The organism is Fimbriimonadaceae bacterium, from assembly GCA_019454125.1.
GTDB lineage: Bacteria > Armatimonadota > Fimbriimonadia > Fimbriimonadales > Fimbriimonadaceae > JALHNM01.
Window position 1 is genome coordinate 2,601,926 of sequence record CP075365.1, and the last position, 19,284, is coordinate 2,621,209.

Here is a 19,284-nt window from a genome sequence, read left to right on the forward strand (position 1 = left end):
AGGCGCCTGGCGGGCGAAAAGTATAGCACCGCGCCTGGGTTTTGAGCCTAGGGCGAATCCGCCAGGCAACTTTAACCGCGTCCAATATCTTGTTTCCCGCCAGGCCCGTGCTTAGGCCGGGCAGACCCGCCCGCAATGACGGAAGACCTTGCTTGGAGGCCTTCGGGCTTCCTAAAAGCTGGATCGCCCATCCAGTCCCATACGCACCCCTCCAGCCACAGGCCGGCCTTCGGGCCGGCCCCCCTTTTAGGTTACGGGGCGACGGCGAGCCACTCGTCCCAGCGTGTGTCCTGCGCGAACTTCAACCGGATGTACTCGGAACGAAGCCCGACAAAGTCCGCGGCCCGGGAGAAGTCGATGGCGAGCCCGTTGCTGTGGCTGGACTGGCTGTTGTGCCCTTCCCAGACCACCGCCCCCTTCACGGCGCTTTCCACCGCCGTCGCCGCCTGGCCGACGTCGCTCGGGACGCCCGCCGCCTTCAGGCGCTGGCAAACGTCCACGAGGTCGCGGTAAGTCCGCAAGGAGGTCGGGCTGTACGATTGGCTCTGTTGCCGGCTGGTCGTGACGGCTGCGGCGACGGCGGCCCGGTTCAAGATCAGGGCCTCCGCCAGCGAATCCACCGCGCTTGCCACGGCGGGGAGCTTGCTCGTCTCAAGCACGCTCTGCGTGATCTTCCGACCGAGATAGCGGGGGTCCGTCACCATGCCGTCCACAAACCCTTTGGTCAGCGTGCGGGCCGGGGCGCTGGGGTTGTCCACGAAAGGCGCGAACACCAGGTGGTACGGATAGCCTTCGGCGGGCGGGCTTTCCTCGCTCCCGACGATAAAGTCGGCGTGGCCCCGGGCTTCATAGGCGACCTCGGCCATCTGCATCAGGCTCGCGTCCCAGGCAATGACGTCGAAGTGTTGGCCGGCCAGCGCCTGACCCATCTGCCAAATCTGGATCGAGGTGCCGTACTGGTCGTCATAGCTGAAGGCGCGGGTCCGGTCGCGCTCGGGCCGCCGCTGCCAGCCGTTGCCGTGGTTCCAGACCACGAGCACGTAGCGGTCGGCCGGATAGAACTGCTTGCCCCAGGCGATGAAGTCGTTCAAGGTCTGGGCCTGACCCATGTCTAGGTTGTCGCCCTGGACGTCCACCAGCTTGTCCTGGACAAGCTCGCTCTCGATCAGGTTCGGGTCGAGACCGGGCCGGACGAGGTACCGGCGGACACCGTCGAAGGTCGAGCCGGGGAAAGCGGACCGGCTCTGCTTCCATTGCACGACGAAGCGCACGTCGTCGTTCACCGCGACCTGCTCCATCTGGTTCATGTTGAGGTCACTATAGGGGTAGAGGTCGTTGGCCGCGTTCATATAGACCAAGACCGTCCACTTGCCCTGCTTGATGACGAACGGTTGCACCGTCACGGACGCGGTCGCGGAGACTCCATCGCCCACCGTGGCCCGGATCGATCCCGCCCCGGCCGTGGTGCCGGTGAAGAGGCCGGCCCCGTCGATCGTCCCGACCCCGCCGAGGACGGTCCACGAGAGGGACGGGGTGAAGCAAGGCACTCCGGAACTCCCGACCGCCGTGGCGACAAACCGCTTGGTCGTCTGCTCGCGCAAAGTCGCGCTCTTTGGCTGCACCGCCACGCGGGTGGGAGGATCGGCCGAGGTGGTCTGGACCGCGGTCTGGCTGGCCCGGCCGGTGCCGCAGAGGTCGACCACGACCGAAGCCGTGCCGAGCTTGGCGCCCTGGGCCCCCGCGCGGGCGTAGTTCGTGGCCCTGAGCTCGTAAACCCCTGGGGAAACGGCAAGGATGTTGAGCGAACTGCTCGACTTACCTGCCCTGTCGAAGCTGTCGGTCCGGACGACGCCGCCTGCCGCGTCCACGATCTGCACGACCTGCGAAGCCGTGGCCGGAGCCGATGCGCCCCAGACAGTGGAATAGCTCACGTTCGCGACGGGGCTTCCCACGGGGCAGGTGTCCCCTAGGACCCGCGTGCGGCCAAGGTCAAGGCCAGAGCCCCCGCCGCCGCAGCCCCCGACCAAGGAAAAAGCAAAACTACCAGCGACCAAAGGCCAGAAACGCCGCACCTCCCGTATGACGTCGGGAATCGCCGGAAGATTCTGCGTCGCAGGGTGTATTCGTGCCCCCCGGGTACCGAAGATCAGAGTACTCTTGTCGTCGGAGAACTCTTATCAGTCACTCTTAGAAGCCCTTGCGCTCCTCGGAGTGAAGGCGGTCGCGCATCCTGAGGAAGCGACAAAGGGGTTCCTTTTCCCGGTCCCCACCAGCGACGGGAAAAAGCTTCACCTCGACCTGAGCGAGCCCGGACTTTTGACCTATTTCGATCCCGACCAGGTTGGCCTGGCCGTCATCGACCATTCGGGACAAACGAGCCAAGTTTGGGGACTGGCCTCCAAGGTCCGGCACCTTCAGAATGTGGAGTCGATCCTTGACACGCCCCTGGCGAACCTGGTCTCCCTGGCGTTGGCCGGCGAAGCGGGCACGCTCCACTTGGACAGCTTTCGGTTCTACGCCGCCCCCTATCCCGCGTTCTCGCCGCCGGGGGCGTTGATGCTGGTGACGGACGCGAAGGACGAGGGCATCGCCCGCCAAGTCGCTTCCACCAACGAGCGCCGCGCCGACGCCCTCAAGCGTATCGGCAAGGCCCTCACCATGAACCAGACGCTGCAGCCTCTGGCCGTCGCCGCCGTCCATGCGATCAACTCGGCGGGCGAGATGGCGGCAGTCCTGCTGTGGGTGCGGTCCAATGAGAACGGCCCCATGGAGCTAATGGCCAGTGTCGGTGCAAACCGCGCCGGAACGAGCGCCCTACACAATTTGAACACCGAGTCCGGGGTCAGCTGCGCCGCCGAACTCGCCGCCGTCCGCCAGGAACCGCTGATCATCCGGCGAGTGCAGGACAACCCGATCACCTCCGAGCTCGAAGGCAAGTTCTGCTACCTGAAGCCGGGCGGGGTCATGGTCTACCCGCTGGTCATCAACAACCGGTTGCTCGGGCTGCTGGAATTGATCTCGCGGGAACACGATTACGAGTTCCTCGAGGCTGCCGAACACTTTTTCTCGATCTCCGAGCACTTGGCCCTGGCCCTGAACTCGGCGATCATGTTCGAGAACGTCGAGCGGCTCGCCGCCTATGACCCCCTGACGGGGATCGCGAACCACCGAACTCTCCAGGACTTCCTCCACAGGCGCATCACCGAAGCCCAGCGGTCGAACACCAAGATCGGGCTCATCATGCTGGACGTCGACCACTTCCGCAGTTTTAACGAGGAGGAAGGGCACGACGCTGGGGACATGGTGCTGAAGATGGTGACCGATGTGCTGAAAGGCGCCGTCCGTCCTTACGACCTGGCTGCGCGCTATGGGGGAGAAGAGTTCACGATCGTGATGCCGGGGGCCTCCCAGGAGACCACCCTCGCCATTGCCGAGCGGATCCGCAAGAACATCGAAGCCCTCGAGTACGTCACCGCGAGCGGCCGCGTCCGGCACGTCACCGCCTCCATGGGCTGCGCCGTCTTTCCTGCCAATGCCCGCGACTCCGCCTCGATCCTGAAGGCGGCCGACACCGCCCTCTTTGAGGCCAAGCGGTCCGGCCGCAACAAGAGCGTCCTCTTCCAAGGCCTTTACACCCGTGACCGAGCCCAAGGCGGCAACATGCTGAAGGCCGCGCGAGCCGCCATCCCTGGCGACATGTACGAATCGTGCGAAGCGCTCCTCCGCAAAGCACGTCCCTACCTGAGCCAGATCGCGCCGGAAATGGGCCTGAACGACGCACAGGTCGAGATGCTGCATGCTGCGATCCTGCTCGTACAGGTTTATAACCGGGCCAATGAGCGCAGGGACATGGACACCATCGGACAGATCGAAAGCGGATCGGAGCTCCGGCCCATCGGCCCGTGCCTCTCTGAGCTGAACGAGAGGTACGACGGCCAAGGCCCGAAAGGGACTTCCGGCCCGCGGATCCCCTTGCTCAGCCGCATCCTCTCCGTCCTCCTCGCCATCTTCCTCGAGCACGGACGGAGCCTTCGCACCGATCCGGGCCGCTTCGACCCCGAAGTCGTGGCGATCGTAGGGCGTGTGGAAGCTGCGGCATAGGGCGGGACCGGGGCGCTCCGGGCGAAAGCGGTGCTATACTCTGTGGCCCGCTCGACTGGGTTTTCCAGTGGGCGTTTTTCGGTGAATCAAATGTACGCGATCGTGAAAACGGGTGGCAAGCAGTTCAAGGCCGCCAAGGACGAGGCCCTGATCGTTGAGAAGATCGAGGGCGAGCCGGGTACGGACATCGTGCTCGACGAGGTGGTCATGGTCGTGGACGGCGACAACGTCACCGTCGGCAGCCCCTTCGTGAAAGGAGCCAAGGTCCGGGCGCAGATCGTGCGCCAGGGCAAGGCCAAGAAGATCGATGCGTACAACTACAAGCCGAAGAAGAACATTCGGAAGCGGTGGGGCCATCGCCAGCCGCAGACCCACCTGAAGATCGTCGAGGTCATCGGAGGTAAGTAATGGCACATAAGAAAGGGCAAGGCTCAACGAAGAACGGTCGCGACTCGAACTCGCAACGGCTCGGCGTAAAGCGCTACGGCGGCGAGGTCGTCAAAGCCGGCTCGATCCTGGTCCGCCAGCGCGGCACCAAGTTTTATCCCGGCCCCGGGGTCGGCATCGGCAACGACCACACGCTCTTCGCCATGATCCACGGCGAAGTCAAGTTCGAGGGCCCGAAGAACCGACGCCGCATCGCGGTCTACGCCCACCAGGCCAACTGACTTCTCAGACATCGTCCGCTCGGGCTAAAGAACGCCTGAGCGGACGATGTCTTTTAGCATCAGCAACCCGACCACGCCCTCGCCTTCCAGAACGGGCAGCTCGCCGATCTTCTTCGGCAAGTTCTGGAAGAACTCCACCGCCTCGACCAAGAGCAGGTCGGCCGGAATCGTCGCCGGGTTCTTTGTCATGATCTCCCCCGCCGTCCCCTTCAAGGGTTCGGCCGAGTTCAGGAAGTGACGGCGAAGGTCACCGTCCGACACAAACCCCGTTAAGCGGCCCCCATCCACCACGCACGCTCCGCCCGCGCCCGCCCGGGTGATCATCCCCATGAGGTCGACCACCGGGGTGGCAGGGGTGGCCAGAGGGAGGTCGTCACCGGTTCGCATGACGTCCCGGACGCGCAGCGTCAACCGCCGCCCAAGCGCGCCGGAAGGGTGGAAGCGGGCGAAGTCGGCGGGGCCGAACCCTCGAGCCTCCATCACCGCCACCGCCAGCGCGTCGGAAACGGCCAGCATGGCTGTGGTCGAGGTCGTGGGCGCAAGCTTGTTCGGACACGCCTCTTCGTCGATGCGGACGTCCAATGCGTAGTCCGCAGAACGGGCGGCACTGCTCGCCTCGCGGCCGGTGACGGCGATCACCGTCGCGCCTTGCGACCGCGCCGCCTGGACCACGCGAACGATCTCGTCCGTCTCGCCGCTGTAGCTATAGGCGAGCATGGCGTCTTCCGCCCTCACCATGCCGAGGTCGCCGTGCAGGGCCTCGGCCGCATGAAGGAAGAGGGCCGGCGTGCCCGTGGAGGCGAACGTCGCGGCCGCCTTCGCCGCAATGTGGCCGGACTTGCCCAGCCCACAGCACACGATCCTCCCCTTGCAGAGCAAGATCGTCCCGACGATCTGGTCGAAGTCCTCGCCGAGCCGGTCCGCCAAAGCCCCGAGCGCGGCCGATTCGATGCGCAAGACCCTTGCGCCGGAGGCGACGTGGGCGCTCAAAGCTCCGTCCGCCCGGGATCGACCGGGTGCAAGATCGTCTTGCCAAAGAGGGAGAACAGCCACTCGTTCGCGACACGCGCGGTCTCGTTGTGGGTGTCCCGCAGCGGGTTCACCTCCACCACGTCGACCCCGGCCAACGAATACGGGCAGAACGGGTCGTTCAAGTACGCGCAGAGCGTCTCCGCCACCAAGTGGCCCTCTCGGTAGGTGAGGCCGCCGCGCACGGCCGTCCCCGTCCCGGGCGCGATGTCCGGGTCGAAGACGTCGACGTCGAAGCTGATCCAAAGGGACTTGGCCTCCGTTTCCCGGAGCCAACGGTCTACCGCCTGCATCACCCCCAAGATGCCGTCAGAGTCCACGTCCTGCATCGTGCGGACGAACGCATCCTCAAGACGGCGAAGGTTGCGGACCTCGCCCGGGTCCACGTCCCGGAGACCGACCCAGCCCATCCGGTTGCCGGCGAGCCTCGTTTCCCCGACCAGCTCCAGGACTTGCGGCCAGAGCTCGAACAGCGGCTGGAGCCAAGGCTTCCCCCGGGGGTCTTCGTCAATGAGCGCGTCCACCGGGCTGAGATGGCTGAGGGCGCCGAGCGGCATGCCGTGGAGACGCCCGCTCGGCGTGGTGTCCGGCGTGTTCAAATCCATGTGCGCGTCGATCCAAAGCACGGCCAGCCCCTCGCGGAACACGTCGAGCGCCCCCGCGATCGAGCCGATTGAAAGGCTGTGGTCTCCTCCCAGCACGACCGGCAGCGTCTCTGAACCGATCAAGGCCGAGACTCGCGCCTTCGTCGCCTCATAGGCCCGCATCGCTTGCGCCGTTTGGTCCTGGAAATTGGCGGGGGTGCGACCTGCGACAGCCAGGACGTCCCCCACCGTGACTCGGTGACCGAGGCGCTCCAGCCCCGGCACCAACCCCTCGATCAGCATCGCCAAGGGGCCAAGCCGGCTGCCATGGTGCTTCCCGCAGAGGTCAAACGGGACGCCGACAATCTCGATCACGGCAAAAGTCTATCCAAGTCCCGCCTCCCCGCGAGGGCGGCACCTAAACTTCTGGCCCGTGGTCGGTGTCTTGGCTGTGCAGGGAGACTTCAGTCGCCACGGCGCCGTGTTGCAAAGACTGACCGGAACGCCCGCCGTCGAGGTCCGGACCGAGGAGGACCTGGCGCGGGTCGAGCGACTGGTCATCCCCGGCGGGGAGAGCACCACGGTGGGCTTACTGCTCAGCCGGTACGGCCTCGGCGCGGCGATTCAGGAGCGGGCTGCCCAGGGCATGCCGATCTGGGGCACGTGCATGGGCATGATCCTCATGGCCCGGGAGGTCGAGGGCCGCGCGCAGCACACGCTGGGCCTGCTCGACGTCACCGTGCGGCGCAACGCCTTCGGCGCCCAGGTCCATAGCTTCGAAGACAGCGTCGAGATCAAGGGAATGGAGACCCCGCTCACGGCCGTTTTCATACGCGCGCCAATCGTCACCCGGTGCGGGGAGGGCGTCGAACCCCTGGCTCGCTACGATGGGCATATCGTGGCCGTGCGACAGGGCAACCTCGTCGGCACCTCGTTCCACCCCGAGCTGACCGAAGATAATCGGTTTCACAAATGGTTCTTGGACCTGTAGAACCGAACATCCTTACGGCCGACCGAGTCGAAGACGTGTACCACCGACGCTTAACGGGCACGGAGGCCACGGATAAAAAGAAAGAGGCCCCGCTCTCGAGGGCTTAGAGAGACGGGGCTGGTTCGGGGGAGGAGAAAGCCTTTGGTGCCTTTGACTTCTCCACGAGCGCGCATGTTCCGGCCTTTCTAGAAAAACTGCGCGGATTCGTGTCGACGGACGTAGGTGCAGCGTATATCGGGCCCGATTCGTTGCGCGGTCGCCAGGTTCAAATTCAGTTCACCAGGCAGCTCAAGCCGCAGCCCCCCGCCGAAAGTCCTAGCTCCGAGGAACAGCTCTAGTCGGTCCCACGTCCCGGCCTCCGCAAACCGCCGGATTGTCTGCGGCCCGCCCTCGATCAACACCCCGACCGCACCCGCCTCAAGGACTCGCGCCAGGATCGACGGCGCATCCATCGCGACTTCGGTCTGCCGCGCATCGCGCGCACCGCCCGGCTCGACAAGCCAGAGCACCGGGCCCTCCTCCCGGAACAAGGCCTCCTCGCCGCTCAGCTCCGCGTGGGGGTCGAGAACGATCCTCAGCGGCTCGTTCCTGACCTCTGGCTCGCGAACAGTGAGGCGCGGGTCGTCGCGCGCGACCGTCTTCCACCCGACCATCACCGATCCCATCTCAGCGCGCAAGAGCCGAGCCTCCCGCCGGGCCTCCTCGCCCGTGATCCACTTGCTCTCGCCGTCTGGCCGGGCCATGAACCCGTCCAGGGTGACGGCCGCCTTCAGACAGACGTAGGGCCTGCGTGAGCGCTGTGCGGTCAGGAAAACCACGTTCGCGGCCTCGGCCTCCGCCGCCCCGAGCCCTTCATGGACTTCGACGCCTGCGGCGCGGAGCGTCTGCGCCCCCCCTGCGGCGCGTGGGTTCGGGTCGCCGATGGCGAACCACACCCTCGCAACCCCAGCCCGAACGACGGCCTCGGCACATGGGGGGGTGCGGCCATGGTGCGCACAGGGCTCCAAGGTCACAAAGAGGTCGGCGCCACGAGCCTGAGCGCCAGCCTCAGCGAGGGCCACGGCTTCGGCATGGGGTTGTCCCGCGGCCTCGTGCCAACCTCTGCCGACAACAACGCCGTCCTTCACGACCACGCAGCCGACGTGCGGGTTCGGCGCGGGGTATCCGCGGCGGGAAAGCCCCACCGCCTCGGCCATGAATCGCTCAGCTGCCGTCATGGTCGCGCAGCGAACCTTCCACCAGTTCGCGCAGGTTCCTTCGTTGCTCCTCGACGATCTCGCGCCGCCTTTGCCGGATGACGCCAAGGGCGCACGCCGCCGTCACGAGCCAGACCGTGCTCGTCACGCCGAAATAGGCGAGTGCCCGCTTGCCCCAGGCGACTTGCACCGAGCGTGGCGCGTCCCTTCGGGGCGCGGGCCCAACGATGAAGGGCCAGCCGATCATGAGCAGGATGCCGGCCACGAGGAACGTCGTAGTCGCGATCCTTAGGCGCATGACTCTCGGAGCCGGCGCATATTGCCCGCGATGTCTGCGCCCGAGACCAAGAACGAGCCCGCGACAAGCCACGTGGCCCCCGCTTGCGCGGCTTTCGGCGCGGTCTCCGGGTCTATTCCCCCGTCCACTTCGATCCCCAAGTCGGGGCGCAGGCTATGAAGGGCGCGCACCTTCTCTAGACAACCGGGGATGAGGCGCTGGCCGCCATAACCAGGGTTCACCGTCATGACCAGGGCGAGGTCCACCACGTCCAGCAACGGGTAGAGCGCTTCCACCGGCGTCCCGGGGTTGATCGCGACCCCGGCTTCGGCGCCTGCTTCGCGGATCTCCTGGGCCAGACGGTGGGCGTGGACCGTCGCTTCCGCATGGAAGATCACGCGGAAGCACCCCGCCTTCAGAAAAGCTCCGACGTGCCGCTCCGGGGCTTGGACCATTAGGTGCGCCTCTATGGGGATCGAGACGACCTTTGCGAGCGAGACGGCAAGGTCGGCGCCAAACGTGATCGGGGGCACGAACTGACCGTCCATAACGTCCAGGTGGAGGACGTCCGCGCCCGCAGCGGCCAAGTCACGGACCGGACTGGCAAAGTCCGCCGGGTCGCAAGAAAGAATCGACGGCGCAATCCGCACCGTCACTGCCCCGAGACTTCCTCCGCCTGTTTCGTCATCTGTGAGACGAGGTCGCCGTCGAAGAACACCCGGAAGATCGCTTCCTTGCCATATCCCACGTCCGAGACCTCGAACGTCTCGCCTTCTGAGTGGGTCGCCTCGTGGATCGTCTTGGTGTCCCGGTCGTCCGTCATGTCGATCCGCACCTTGACGTCCTTGGTGCCGGGCGGCATGGTCACTTTCAATTTGTACGTGTTGGAGGGCAGGCTCTCGTTCTGCCGGGGGCCTTCTTTGCCGCTGCTCACCCGGACGCGAACCCGCGAGCCGCGCTCCAGCTTTTTGCCCCAGCTCGGCACCTGGCTCACGATGAGCCCGGCCTCCAACTCAGGATCCCGCACCCGCTCGATCTGGTCGGCCAAGACCAGGTTCATCGAGGAGAGAAGGCGTTCCGCCTCGTCCAGCGAACGACCGCGCAGGTCAGGCACCTCCACGTTCCGTCCGCCCGCGCTCAGCACGACTTGGACGAACGAGTGCTCCCGGACCTTGCGCGAGCCCGCCGAGGGCTCCTGGGAGAGCACGATCCCCTGGGGAAACTTCTCGCTCGCCTCTTGCCGGTCGACGCGCAGGCGCAAGCCGATCTTATCGAGCGCCGAGGCCGCCTCCGCTTGGGACATCCCCACCACGTTCGGCAGGTCGATCAGCTTCGGCGTCTGTAAATTGAAGAAGACCCATCCCCCGATCAGCAGGGCAACGAGTGCGGTGCTGGCATAGACGATCGCCGCCAGCCACATGGGAACGCCGTCCGTCTCCTCGGGCTCCAGCGGGTTCGCCTTCGCCTTCGTCTTGGCTCTGCCCTTCGGCTTCATGGGTTCGGGTTCGATCGGGTCTTCGACTTTGGGCACTACCGCTTGGGGAGCAGAGACGACCGCCTTCTGGATCGGCCATGAAAGGGGCCGGCCAAAGCGGAGCGCGTCCTGCACCGTCCGAAGGTCTTCGGCCAGCTTCTCGACGCTGGCGTACCGTTCGGAGGGGGATTTCGACATGCACCGGCGGACCAGTTCGTCCAGGGCCGGCGGCACGCTCGGGTTCGTCGCGCGAATGGTCGGGTAGGGGGCGGTCGAGTGCTTGGTCGCGATCGCCATGGTCGAATCGCCCGGATAGGGCAACCTGCCCGAAAGCATCTGGTAGAGCAGGACGCCGAGCGAATAGATGTCGCTAGACGGGCTTGGCATTTCCCCGGCGGTCACCTCGGGCGCCAGATAGGGCGCCATTCCGCGCAGCATGGCAAGGCCCGCCTTTGAACTGCTCGCGTAGGTCTCCCAGAAGCCCGTCATGGTGAGCGTCACCTGTCCGGCCCCGCTCAGCAGGACGTGGCGGGCGCCCAGGTCACCGTGCGCCATCTTCTGCGCATGGATGGGCCCGAGCGCGTCGCAAATCTGGATCGCCGTGGCGAGGGCGAGCTGGACCGAAAAGGTGGCGAGCCGCCGCAGCCGGTCTTCCAAAGTGGCGGACGGCAGATATTCGCTCACGACCAAGAGCGAGTCGCCCTCTTCGATCGCCTCGAACGTCTTCTCGACCCCGTCCCCCTCGATCAGCCTTACGTGGTTCACGTGGGTCTTCACGGCGGCCAGGTACGACCTTTCGCTTGCGAACTCCGACTTGAGCAGGCGGACCTTCACGTCCTTGCCCGTCGTGCGGTCCAACGCGCGGTAGACCGAGAAGAGCGGGGAGCCCTCCAACTCCTGCTGGAGCTCATACCGGACGGCGAGCAACGAACCGATCACGCGTCGCCTCCCTGCTCCGAACGGGTGAAGCCCAGCACGACCGCCACAAGGAGGAGCCCCGTTGCCAGGAGCGGGATGGCGGAATCCTCCACCGCCCGGCTATAGGCCGCCACGTCACCGAAAAAGAAGGCGTAAGCGCTCGCAAGCCACCCTCCCCCCAAGAGGACAAAGCCCACCAATGCCGCGACCGAACGAACCGAGCTCATTCGCTTCCTAAGACGGCGGCGACGAGCGACTCATCAACGCCGTGAACCAGTTTACACGCGCCAAGCCCGGTAAGAAGGCTAAATGAGAGCGCTTGGCCCAGTGCCTTCTTGTCACGGCGCATCCAGGCGATGAGCGAATCCGGCTCCAAGCCGGGTGGCAATGCCACAGGCAGGCCCTGCCGTGCGGCCGTTTCCCTGATGCGGAGGGCCACGCCTGGCGGAGTCAGGCCGAGCGCCTCGCCCAGCCGCGCCTCCAAGACCATGCCGACCGCGACCGCTTGGCCGTGCTTGAGGCCGGTGTAACCCTGCTCGGCCTCTATCGCGTGGCCAACCGTATGGCCGAAGTTCAGGATCGCCCTGAGGCCGGCGGTCTCGTATTCGTCCTCCGCCACGACTTGGGCCTTGAGCGCGATGGAACGGCCGATCACCTCGGGGAGCGACGGGGACGCGGGTTCAAGCCGCTCTCCTTCAAGCCGCTCGAAGAGCGCGCGGTCCAAGATCGCGCCCATTTTCACGATTTCGGCAAGCCCGTTCGTAAACTCGTCCTGTGGGAGGGTATCGAGGAGGTCGCGGCAAAGCCGCACCTCGGTCGGGGGCCAGAATGCGCCGACGAGGTTCTTTCCTTCCGGAAGGTCGATGCCCACCTTGCCGCCGACGCTGGAATCCACCATCGCGAGCAGGGAGGTCGGGATCTGCACGAAGGGGACGCCACGGCCGAAGGTCGCGGCGGCGAATCCGGCCAGGTCGCCCACGACCCCTCCGCCGAACGCCACGACCTGCGAGCGACGGTTTGCGCCCGACCTCGCGAGCCAGCCGACCGATTCCTCCAGCCGCTGGAAGGATTTGCTCGCCTCTCCGGCCGGTACGACAAGAACCTTTCGGAGCGGACCCAATTGGCCCGCATAGTGCCGGGCGACGTTCGAGTCCGTGATGACATTGGCGTCCTCAACGCCTTCGAACAAGCGCTCAAGGGGAACCTCGTGGACCAGGTATTCGCCCCGTGAGTGGCGGACCGTCAGATCCATCCCGCCGCCTCCGCCACCTTCGCCGCGACCACGTCGACTTCCTCGTCCCTGATGCAGACGCGTTTGTCGGCGAGCTCATAGAGGCTCCGCCGCGCATTGAGGATCTTCCCGATCTTCTCTTCCCAGTCCTCGGCCTCGAGGAGGGGACGGCGCTTGCGCGTGACCGCGAGCCTCTGCTTGAGGCACTCTTCGTCGACGTCCAGGAAGACGGTGGTGCCGAGCCGCCGCAACTGGACCCAGTTCTCATCGCGGAGCACGATGCCGCCCCCCGTCGCGAGGACGCCCGGTTCAGGCTGGAGGTCGACCAAGACTTTGGTCTCGTGGTCTCGGAACGCCTGCTCGCCATAGAGGGCGAACCATTGGAGGATGGGCCGGCCCAAGCGCCGCTCTAGGATACGGTCGGTGTCCTGGAAGGGGACGTCGGCGATTTCGGCGAGCTTGCGACCGACCGAGCTCTTGCCGCTCCCCATCATTCCCACGAGAATCAGATAGCGGTCTGGTCGCATAGAAAAGCGGCGGGGAGCCGAGTGGCTGCCCGCCGCGAAGGATACATGGTCCCTGGCCTTACGGTTCCAGGCCGAACTCGTCCGCTTCGACCACGTTTGGGGTGACGAAGACGATGAGCTCGCCCGAAGACTTCTGGCTGTTGCGGCCACGGAAGAGCTGCCCGATGATCGGGATGTCGCTCAGGACCGGGATCCGCTTGACCGTGTAGACGTCGTTCTTGGTGGTGAAGCCGGCGAGCGCGATAGTTTCTCCGTCCTTCACGATCGTGGCGACCTGCAGCTGCTGCTGCGTGAAGTTCGGGATGCGCTGGCCGTCCGGACCGGTCGATTCACCGGTGATGGAGCCGAGGCTGGGCTGCAAGAACATCGTGATCGTGCCGTTATTGTTGATCCTGGGCTTCACCTGCAGCTGGGTGGTGATGGTGAGCGGGACAGGCGTGAAGAACGTCTGCTGGCCGCTGGGGCCGTTGTTGATCGTCGGCAAGAAGATGTAGGTCGTGATCGACTGGAAGACCGTGGCGGGCTGGTTGTTCAGCGTGCGGACCAGCGGGGCAGTGACCGTGCGGCCCCAGCCGTTGGTCATCAGAGTCCGCAGTCGGCTACTGATGTTGCCGGTGGCGTAGTTAAAGAAGACGGGGTCGCCAGACCGGGCGAACTCGCCGGGTCGGACGCCCGCAAAGATCGTGCCGCGCTGGTAGAGCCAGTCGATGCCGAGGGCGTTCTCGGAGGTGTTCGTGGTGGCCACAAACTCGACCTTGATGACGACCTGCTTGGGCTGGACGTCGAACTGCTCGACAAGCCGCTCGAACTCGCGGATCGCTTCTTCCGTGCCTTGGACGATGAAAGAGTTGTCGGTCGGGTCAAAGATGACCCGCTGGATGCCCTGGGGCACCAACCCTTGACCGCCCTGAAGCTGGGTCGCACCGCCGCCGCCGTTCTGGCCACCGCCGCCTCCGAGCTGTCCACCACCGCCGCCCAACTGGCCACCGGCGCCGCCGAGCTGCTTAGAAGAGTCGCCGGGGATCTGGATGCCTTCTCCCGCTTCGACCGTCGAGAGGGGCGAGGCCCCGCCCGACTTCTGTGCGGCGGTTTGGGGGAGGAACGTCTGCTGGATCGGCTGGCCGTAGTTGATGATCGTGGGAACGGACGTCCCCTGACCGGTCAGGCTGCTCGAGCCGCTATTCGAGAACTCGCGCATGTCGGCGAAGTTGCTGTTATAGTTGTACACGTTCTGGCCAGAGAGGATGTTCCAGACCAAGCCCGGGTCGGCCTTCATCAGGCGGACGCGGCTGACGAGCATCGGGCGCTCGACGAGGGTCGGCGTCTTCTCCGCCACCGGCTTGACGGACGGCTTGCCCGCGCGGATGATGAAGACCCCGTTCTCGTCCTTTTCCGCCCATGCGCCAGCGGCCTGGCACACGTAGCGAATAGCCTCCTCGGCCGTCCGCTGGCTCAGCTGGACGTCAATGAGCTTAAACTCCTGCTCCCCGGGTTCGATGATGAACTGGATGCCGGTCTGGATCGTGAGCGCCTGGACAGCGCTCTGCAGATCGGCGTTCCGCAACATCAAGTCGACTCGTTTGGAGAGCGGGTCGACCTCTTGTGCCCAGGCTGCCTGGGTGACAGTGGCAAGGGCCAGGAGGCCAAGTCCGAGCCGTTTCGCAAGCGTTCCTAATCGCATCCTATCTATGTCCGTCCTAATTGGTTTGTCGTTGAATCGTTCTTAGCGTCCCAAGCCGCCGCCGCCGCCGCCGCCGAAGCCGCCGCCGCCGAAGCCTCCGCCGCCGCCGCCGCTAAAGCCGCCTCCGCCGAAGCCGCCGCCTCCAAAGCCGCCGCCGCCGAAGCCACCACCGCCGAAGCCGCCGCCGCCAAAGCCGCCACCGCCACCGAGGCCGCTGCCAGAGCCCGAGCTCCCGAGGCCGCTGGCCGTGCTCTGCTCAGGCGGGGTGAGGATGTCGGCGTTGCCGGCGAGGATCGCCGTGATGAGGGCCGGGTCTGCGTTGCGGACTCGGATCTTCACCACCGGTGAGGTCTGCTCGGCCGGGGCCGTAATCTCGCTCTCGTTCGCGCCCGCATCGATCGTCGAAGTGGGGCGCGGGAAGATGACGTAGACGCCGCCTTCGATGCTGTAGGTGGCTTGGACCTGGTTCAAGACGTTCCGAAGGGCCGTCTCAAAGGGAACGTCGCGCAGGCTGACCGTGACCGTGCCCTGGACGTCCTGCCGGACGCTGTAGCTGGCGTTGACCGCGCGGAAAATGACCTTCAAGGCGTCGCGCACGTCGGCCTGGTCGAGCTCAAGCACCGGCACGATCTGGTTCCGCACGTCCTGGTCTTGGGCCGAGGCAAGGCACGGCGTGACGAGCACCCCGCCAAGCAGGGCGAGGGCTATCAGAGTGGTCTTTCGAGTTCGCATTTTTTGCTCCTTCTTTCTATAGATGTCTTGCCGAGTGCCTAGCTTCACCGTTTTACCTGAAGCCTTCACTTTCCTCCTGCCTCGCCGCCGCCGCGCCCGAAGGGCCGGCCCTCGTCCGAGCCAGGGTCTCCACCGCCAAAATTGTTGCCGCCTCGCGTGCCGCCACCGCCACCACCGCCGCCTGGGGCGAGGGGCCCTTGAAGGGGAGCGATGAACTCCCTCGGCAGTTTGTTGCCGCTACGCCGAAGCACCGCCCTTTCCGTGTCGATCGAGACGACCGTCCACTCGGTGTCAGGCACGCGCTGACCAGGGCGGACGTCGACCGTCCTGTTGCCCATGTCGAGGAGCCCGATCACCCCGTCGCTGATCACGACGCCGGCCAGCCGCCAGGCGGGAGGAGGATCGATGAGCACGCTCGGCTCAAGCTCGACTTCCTGCGGAGGGCTGTAATAGAGCACGAAGCCGCCGGACTCGTCGAGGAACCGCTCAGCCCGCTGCGAGCGGTCGAACGTCCGTTCGGCCGTGAGCAGGGCAAAGCTGTCCGGCCGGGAGGAGAAGTACCGCCCCTTGGCCAGCTCGAACGGGTTCGATCCTGGGGAAACGTCCACGTCGGCGCCGATGCCTGCCTCAGCCGCGAACTTCGGGTTCTCCGCCCGGATCGGCGCGACGGCGGCCGGCTGGAAGTCTTCTTCGTTCAGGGCCGGGCCGCAACCCGAAACCAAGATGCCGAAGGCGAAAAGGGCCACCTGACCGACGGTCTTCATTGCGCCATTCCTCATTAGTCCGTGATCACCTGTGATCCCCTGCCTGCTCCGCCGACGCGACCAGCCGGCGCCCCCGGCGCGCCCGGCCCGCCGCCAGTCTCAGGCACCGGCGGGCTGATGCGGTCGCCGCGGATATACCCGACGATGGAAACCGTGTAAGTCCCCGTCAGTTCAGGCGAGGTGCCCGTAACGGTGAGACCGTCCGCGACGGCCAGATAGTTCGGCATGTTGCTCCACGACCTCATGTTCTCGAATATTTGGTTCAACGTGCCGCGCACCACGATCTGGCCCAGGTCGAAGATGACCACGGGGAAGCGGATCGCGGGATAGTTGTAGTAGGTCTCGACGACGGTCGACGCACTGTCCGGCGGGGGCGGAATGGTGGGCCCCTGGACCACGGTGACACCGCCGGCCTTCACCTGTCGGTTCACGGCGCGCTGCATGCTGTCGCGGAAGCGGAGCGAGTCCACGGTGAGCTGCCAGCGGTTTGCGGCGAGGTTGATGCCGCCCCGCTGCACGTCCTGCGGGGGAGTGCGGTTGGCGACCACCGTCTGCCATTCGGCGGCGATGTCGTTCACGTCCTTGATGGCCTTCTCGACCTTCTGGTTCGCTTGCTTCTGCTTGTTCGCCTCGGCGAGCAGCTTCTCGGCGTATTCCTTCTGGTACTGCGCCTCTTCCATGTTCGGCAGGTACTGGGAAAGGCCGATGCCGAAGGCCATGATGACGACCGCGAGGCCAAGGATAATGATTGTTAACGGGCTTAGCTTCATTGTCGTCCCTTAGTTGTCCTCAAAGTCTTCAGGGCGCGGGGGCCTGATCCCAGCCCGGCCGCCGCCGCCTGCGCGAGCCGCTTGCTCGCCTGTCCCACCGCCTGCGCCAGGAGGCGGCGCGACCGGCGCGCCCGCCCCAGGAGCCCTGCCGCCGCCAGCGGTTGCGCCACCCGGCGCGGGAGCCGAAGCGCCTCCTTGCTGGGCGAGCGTCGTACGGGGCTCAGGTGTCTGGATGTTCTTGTTCAAGATGACGTTCAGCGTCACCGTGGACCAGTCGGGCATCGCCCCCCGGTCGACGGTCGCTGTGCCAAACCCGCTCACGTTCAAGAATCCCCTCGGGGCGGCCTCCGCCGCTGCGATCTTGGCCTGCAAGCGCTCCCACGGGTCGCTCGGCAGGTTCGTCTGGCCGGGGTTGACCGAGCGGCCGTCTTGGTCTTGCTCGTTCAGAGCCGGGACGCTCGGGGAGACGATGGCGTAGCCCGCCCGGGTGACGTTCACCACGTCCGGCATCCGCAGCAGGGCGAGCATCACGTCCGCGTACTGCTGATAGGTCTGCAAGACGCCCGTGATCGTCACGGAAGCCTGCGACTCGTTCAGCGGCGACGCCGTGAGGCTCGTTACCCGGTAGAAGCTTGGAACGTACTGCAGGACCTGTCGATAGAGGTCCGGGTAGACGTTGTTGTGGGCCTGCATCTCACGAGCCAGGTTCAGGTTCCTGGTGATGACGACCGCGTTGGCCCGGATCTCGTCGGCGCGCTTGGCGGTCGTGACAGCTTGCTCCGCCTTGGGCTTCAGCCCTTCGGCGATCGCCTTAGCCTGGTTCAGCTGTTGGTTCGAGTAGACGACCATGAAGGCCGCGCCCGCGATGGCAGCCAGCGACATGACTGCCGCGATGATGACCGCGGTGCGCGTCGCGCCCTCTTTCGAGACGTGGGTCGGGAGGAGGTTGAGCTTCATTCGGGCTTCCTAGAAACAGACGTACAAGCCGTTGCCAATGGCCACGGCAAACTCAGAACGGGAGCCGCTCTCCGTCCCAGGTTCGAGGCGCTTCGCGTTGAGGTTCACGTTCCGCAGGGGGTCCAGCAGGGCGCACGGCATGCCGAGGGACCGTTCCAGGAACGAGGGAAGGCCCGTCATGTGCGAGCCGCCGCCGCAAACGAGGATGCGGTGGACCTCACCGCCCTTGCTCCGGAAGTAGTCGACCGACCGCCGGACCTCTGCCACGAACTCGTCGAGGACAGGGGCCATGGCGTTCGCCACCCGGTCGTCGTTGGCGTCCGGCACGGGCGTGGGAACGGGAGCCGCAACCGGCAGGTCAGGCTCGGCCTCGACCGGCGCAGCCGTCGCCTCTTCGACCGGCTCGGCGAAGGGGTTATAGGGCGTGAAGGCTTGGGTCTCCCCCGCCGAAGCGGAGGCGTCAAAGGGGTTGAACACGGCGGCCGCCCCAAAATTTTCGGTGATTGTGGCCCTTTCCTTCATCTCCTCAGCTTCCTGGAAGCCGATACCGAGGCTGTCCGCCACCGAACGCGTTATCATTTCGCCGCCGATCGGCACCTGACGCGGCATGAGGAGCTTGCCGTCCTTGTAAACGTTGATCGAGGTCGTCTTATGGCCTACATCGACCACGCAGATCGATTCGCCGGGATAGTCGTCGGCGTACCCGATCGCCAGGGTGCGGGCAATGCCCAAAGGCTCGACGTCGATGGCGCCCGGTTTGCGGCCCGCCTTCTTGATGATGTTGACGATCTGGTCGACGGCGGACTGCGGCGAGATCGCCATCACCACGTCCATGTTCTGCGGGTTGGCCGCTTCCGGCGGGAAAGCCTTAAAGTCAGAGACCACGGTGCTCTCGGCGAAGGGGATGTTCCGCGTGATCTCCCAGTCCATGTGCTGCTTCAGTTCCGACTCGTTCATCGCGGGGACTTCGACCGTCCGGACGAGGACCGAGCCCTGCCCCGCGATCGAAACGACCGCGTCCGGGACGCTGGCCCCGGTCGAGGTGAACAAAGCCTTCAGCGTCGCAGCGACGCTGTCCACGTCGTGGATGCCGATATGGTCGACCGCGCCCTCCGGCGTAGGGGCCGAACCAAGGGCAGTGACCACCGGGGTCTTCCCCTGTAGTCGGACCTCGGCGACCTTGATGTTCGAACTTCCAATGTCGATCCCAAGGGCGCTTGTGAGTTTCTTCGCCATGTGACGCTACTTCCGTGTGGCTTCGCCAGACGCGATTTGATGTTAGCACACCCTCGTCCGCCTGTCAACGAGGTCGGCTTTTGGAGGCACTTTGAAGACGGCACGCAGGTCGCAAAAAGTTTGCGGGCCAGAAAAATGCGGGGGCCTG

General features: G+C 65.6%; 20 protein-coding genes. 4 read left to right on the top strand and 16 right to left on the bottom strand.

From position 1 onward, the window contains the following. Positions 1 to 251: 251 nt before the first annotated feature. The gene (locus tag KF733_12635) at positions 252 to 1,952 is read right to left on the bottom strand and encodes a hypothetical protein (protein ID QYK55841.1); all 1,701 of its coding nucleotides are present in this window, start codon (positions 1,950 to 1,952) and stop codon (positions 252 to 254) included. A 259-nt stretch (positions 1,953 to 2,211) separates the two neighbouring features. Here KF733_12635 and KF733_12640 point away from each other — a divergent pair, with 259 nt between their 5' ends. The 3 genes from KF733_12640 to rpmA all read left to right on the top strand — a co-directional run bounded on the left by KF733_12640 (position 2,212) and on the right by rpmA (position 4,769). Then, on the top strand, positions 2,212 to 4,101 hold the full coding sequence (locus tag KF733_12640) for a diguanylate cyclase (GenBank protein QYK55842.1): 1,890 nt from the start codon (positions 2,212 to 2,214) through the stop codon (positions 4,099 to 4,101). A gap of 90 nt (positions 4,102 to 4,191) precedes the next feature. Continuing rightward, entirely contained in the window at positions 4,192 to 4,509 is a 318-nt protein-coding gene (rplU, locus tag KF733_12645) for a 50S ribosomal protein L21 (GenBank protein ID QYK55843.1), read from the top strand. After that, positions 4,509 to 4,769: a 50S ribosomal protein L27 gene (gene rpmA / locus KF733_12650; protein QYK55844.1), complete on the top strand. Its 261-nt coding sequence runs from the start codon at positions 4,509 to 4,511 to the stop codon at positions 4,767 to 4,769. The genes rplU and rpmA overlap by 1 nt, the downstream gene beginning before the upstream one ends. Positions 4,770 to 4,793: 24 nt before the next feature. Here rpmA and KF733_12655 read toward each other — a convergent pair whose 3' ends face one another. Beyond that, positions 4,794 to 5,759: a KpsF/GutQ family sugar-phosphate isomerase gene (locus KF733_12655; GenBank protein ID QYK55845.1), complete on the bottom strand. Its 966-nt coding sequence runs from the start codon at positions 5,757 to 5,759 to the stop codon at positions 4,794 to 4,796. After that, a complete protein-coding gene (locus tag KF733_12660; protein ID QYK55846.1) occupies positions 5,756 to 6,757 on the bottom strand; it encodes an arginase in 1,002 nt (333 codons plus the stop codon). The genes KF733_12655 and KF733_12660 overlap by 4 nt, the downstream gene beginning before the upstream one ends. Before the next feature lie 58 nt (positions 6,758 to 6,815). On the opposite strand from KF733_12660, the gene pdxT reads away from it, so the two are divergent. Then, the gene (gene pdxT / locus KF733_12665) at positions 6,816 to 7,373 is read left to right on the top strand and encodes a pyridoxal 5'-phosphate synthase glutaminase subunit PdxT (GenBank protein QYK55847.1); all 558 of its coding nucleotides are present in this window, start codon (positions 6,816 to 6,818) and stop codon (positions 7,371 to 7,373) included. A gap of 185 nt (positions 7,374 to 7,558) precedes the next feature. On the opposite strand, the gene ribD is transcribed toward pdxT, so the two are convergent. From ribD to pilM, 13 genes are all read right to left on the bottom strand, one after another. After that, positions 7,559 to 8,590, bottom strand: coding sequence for a bifunctional diaminohydroxyphosphoribosylaminopyrimidine deaminase/5-amino-6-(5-phosphoribosylamino)uracil reductase RibD (ribD, locus tag KF733_12670; GenBank protein QYK55848.1), 1,032 nt, complete (start codon positions 8,588 to 8,590; stop codon positions 7,559 to 7,561). Continuing rightward, complete coding sequence (locus KF733_12675) at positions 8,577 to 8,867, bottom strand: hypothetical protein (GenBank protein QYK55849.1); 291 nt, start codon at positions 8,865 to 8,867, stop codon at positions 8,577 to 8,579. The genes ribD and KF733_12675 overlap by 14 nt, the downstream gene beginning before the upstream one ends. Then, entirely contained in the window at positions 8,858 to 9,502 is a 645-nt protein-coding gene (gene rpe / locus KF733_12680; GenBank protein ID QYK55850.1) for a ribulose-phosphate 3-epimerase, read from the bottom strand. The genes KF733_12675 and rpe overlap by 10 nt, the downstream gene beginning before the upstream one ends. Then, a complete protein-coding gene (locus KF733_12685; GenBank protein QYK55851.1) occupies positions 9,499 to 11,259 on the bottom strand; it encodes a protein kinase in 1,761 nt (586 codons plus the stop codon). The genes rpe and KF733_12685 overlap by 4 nt, the downstream gene beginning before the upstream one ends. Further along, entirely contained in the window at positions 11,256 to 11,465 is a 210-nt protein-coding gene (locus KF733_12690; protein ID QYK55852.1) for a hypothetical protein, read from the bottom strand. The genes KF733_12685 and KF733_12690 overlap by 4 nt, the downstream gene beginning before the upstream one ends. Then, entirely contained in the window at positions 11,462 to 12,490 is a 1,029-nt protein-coding gene (aroB, locus tag KF733_12695) for a 3-dehydroquinate synthase (protein QYK55853.1), read from the bottom strand. The genes KF733_12690 and aroB overlap by 4 nt, the downstream gene beginning before the upstream one ends. Beyond that, on the bottom strand, positions 12,481 to 12,996 hold the full coding sequence (locus KF733_12700; GenBank protein ID QYK55854.1) for a shikimate kinase: 516 nt from the start codon (positions 12,994 to 12,996) through the stop codon (positions 12,481 to 12,483). Before KF733_12700 ends, aroB begins: the two co-directional genes overlap by 10 nt. A 58-nt stretch (positions 12,997 to 13,054) precedes the next feature. Beyond that, positions 13,055 to 14,677 carry a hypothetical protein gene (locus KF733_12705; GenBank protein ID QYK55855.1) on the bottom strand — a complete coding sequence of 541 codons (1,623 nt, stop codon included), beginning with the start codon at positions 14,675 to 14,677 and terminating at the stop codon, positions 13,055 to 13,057. A 42-nt stretch (positions 14,678 to 14,719) separates the two neighbouring features. Beyond that, entirely contained in the window at positions 14,720 to 15,409 is a 690-nt protein-coding gene (locus KF733_12710) for a hypothetical protein (protein QYK55856.1), read from the bottom strand. A gap of 65 nt (positions 15,410 to 15,474) precedes the next feature. Continuing rightward, entirely contained in the window at positions 15,475 to 16,173 is a 699-nt protein-coding gene (locus KF733_12715) for a hypothetical protein (GenBank protein ID QYK55857.1), read from the bottom strand. Between the two features lie 14 nt (positions 16,174 to 16,187). Continuing rightward, positions 16,188 to 16,943, bottom strand: a complete 756-nt coding sequence (locus KF733_12720) for a hypothetical protein (GenBank protein ID QYK55858.1) — start codon at positions 16,941 to 16,943, stop codon at positions 16,188 to 16,190. Between the two features lie 9 nt (positions 16,944 to 16,952). Then, on the bottom strand, positions 16,953 to 17,900 hold the full coding sequence (locus KF733_12725; protein ID QYK55859.1) for a hypothetical protein: 948 nt from the start codon (positions 17,898 to 17,900) through the stop codon (positions 16,953 to 16,955). Between the two features lie 9 nt (positions 17,901 to 17,909). After that, entirely contained in the window at positions 17,910 to 19,136 is a 1,227-nt protein-coding gene (gene pilM / locus KF733_12730; GenBank protein QYK55860.1) for a type IV pilus assembly protein PilM, read from the bottom strand. Positions 19,137 to 19,284 lie beyond the last annotated feature (148 nt).

What these genes read in the sequence shown, in the direction of transcription:
- rplU (QYK55843.1), top strand. Translation starts at nt 4,192, where the DNA reads ATGTACGCGATCGTGAAAACGGGTGGCAAGCAGTTCAAGGCCGCCAAG.
- rpmA (QYK55844.1), top strand. Translation starts at nt 4,509, where the DNA reads ATGGCACATAAGAAAGGGCAAGGCTCAACGAAGAACGGTCGCGACTCG.
- ribD (QYK55848.1), bottom strand. Translation starts at nt 8,590, where the DNA reads ATGACGGCAGCTGAGCGATTCATGGCCGAGGCGGTGGGGCTTTCCCGC.
- KF733_12675 (QYK55849.1), bottom strand. Translation starts at nt 8,867, where the DNA reads ATGCGCCTAAGGATCGCGACTACGACGTTCCTCGTGGCCGGCATCCTG.
- KF733_12690 (QYK55852.1), bottom strand. Translation starts at nt 11,465, where the DNA reads ATGAGCTCGGTTCGTTCGGTCGCGGCATTGGTGGGCTTTGTCCTCTTG.
- aroB (QYK55853.1), bottom strand. Translation starts at nt 12,490, where the DNA reads ATGGATCTGACGGTCCGCCACTCACGGGGCGAATACCTGGTCCACGAG.
- KF733_12700 (QYK55854.1), bottom strand. Translation starts at nt 12,996, where the DNA reads ATGCGACCAGACCGCTATCTGATTCTCGTGGGAATGATGGGGAGCGGC.
- KF733_12705 (QYK55855.1), bottom strand. Translation starts at nt 14,677, where the DNA reads ATGCGATTAGGAACGCTTGCGAAACGGCTCGGACTTGGCCTCCTGGCC.
- KF733_12710 (QYK55856.1), bottom strand. Translation starts at nt 15,409, where the DNA reads ATGCGAACTCGAAAGACCACTCTGATAGCCCTCGCCCTGCTTGGCGGG.
- KF733_12715 (QYK55857.1), bottom strand. Translation starts at nt 16,173, where the DNA reads ATGAAGACCGTCGGTCAGGTGGCCCTTTTCGCCTTCGGCATCTTGGTT.
- KF733_12720 (QYK55858.1), bottom strand. Translation starts at nt 16,943, where the DNA reads ATGAAGCTAAGCCCGTTAACAATCATTATCCTTGGCCTCGCGGTCGTC.
- KF733_12725 (QYK55859.1), bottom strand. Translation starts at nt 17,900, where the DNA reads ATGAAGCTCAACCTCCTCCCGACCCACGTCTCGAAAGAGGGCGCGACG.
- pilM (QYK55860.1), bottom strand. Translation starts at nt 19,136, where the DNA reads ATGGCGAAGAAACTCACAAGCGCCCTTGGGATCGACATTGGAAGTTCG.